This window comes from Kitasatospora sp. NPDC023385, assembly GCF_055664045.1.
On the sequence record NZ_JBVOOL010000100.1, the window covers coordinates 1 to 1,357 of the forward strand.

The window sequence follows — 1,357 nt, forward strand, 5'->3', positions numbered from 1 at the left end:
GTCGCCCGGGCCTGCTCGGACGCCGGTATTGCCAGCGTCGCCGTCTACGCCGAGCCGGACCGGGATGCGCTGCACGTCCGCGCGGCCGACGAGGCTTACGCGCTGGGCGGTGACACCCCCGCTACCAGCTACCTGGACATCGCCAAGGTCCTCAAGGCCGCAGCCGACTCGGGTGCCGACGCCGTCCACCCCGGCTACGGGTTCCTGTCGGAGAACGCCGACTTCGCCCAGGCCGTCCTCGACGCGGGTCTGATCTGGATCGGCCCGCCGCCGCAGGCCATCCGCGACCTCGGCGACAAGGTGACCGCCCGGCACGTGGCGCAGCGCGCCGGTGCCCCGCTGGTCGCCGGTACGCCGGACCCGGTCGCGGGCGCCGACGAGGTCGTCGCGTTCGCCCGGGAGCACGGCCTGCCGGTCGCCATCAAGGCGGCCTTCGGCGGCGGCGGTCGCGGCCTCAAGGTCGCCCGCAACCTGGAGGAGATCCCGGAGTTGTTCGACTCCGCGGTGCGCGAGGCGGTCGCCGCCTTCGGCCGCGGGGAGTGCTTCGTCGAGCGCTACCTGGACAACCCCCGGCACGTGGAGACCCAGTGCCTGGCCGACAAGCACGGCAACGTGGTGGTCGTCTCCACCCGTGACTGCTCGCTGCAGCGCCGGCACCAGAAGCTGGTCGAGGAGGCGCCCGCGCCGTTCCTGACCCCCGAGCAGAACGCCGAGCTGTACCGGGCGTCCAAGGCCATCCTGAAGGAGGCCGGCTACGAGGGCGCCGGGACCTGCGAGTTCCTGGTGGCGAAGGACGGCACGATCTCCTTCCTGGAGGTCAACACCCGTCTGCAGGTGGAGCACCCGGTCACCGAGGAGGTCACCGGCCTCGACCTGGTCCGCGAGATGTTCCGGATCGCCGACGGCGAGGAGCTCGGCTACGGCGACCCGGAGATCCGCGGTCACTCCTTCGAGTTCCGCATCAACGGCGAGGACCCGGGCCGGGGCTTCCTGCCCGCGCCCGGCACCGTGACGCTGTTCGCCCCGCCGTCCGGCCCGGGCGTGCGCCTGGACTCCGGCGTGGAGACCGGCTCGGTCATCGGCCCGGCCTGGGACTCGCTGCTGGCCAAGCTCGTCGTCACCGGCCGCGACCGCAAGCAGGCCCTGGAGCGGGCCCGCCGCGCGCTGACCGAGTTCAAGGTGGAGGGCATGGCCACCGCCATCCCGTTCCACCAGGCGGTCGTCACCGACCCGGCGTTCGCGCCCGAGGTGCACGGCAGCGACGCGCCGTTCACGGTCTTCACCCGGTGGATCGAGACCGAGTTCCACAACACCATCCCGCCGTTCGCGGGCGCGGCCGGCGACGGCGAGGAGGCCG

At 73.1% G+C, this 1,357-nt stretch carries 1 protein-coding gene; it reads left to right on the plus strand.

What is annotated here, in order from left to right:
• Positions 1-1,357 (plus strand): acetyl-CoA carboxylase biotin carboxylase subunit (locus tag AC0B61_RS37190; RefSeq protein ID WP_471746966.1); only part of this gene is annotated, 1,357 nt, incomplete at both ends.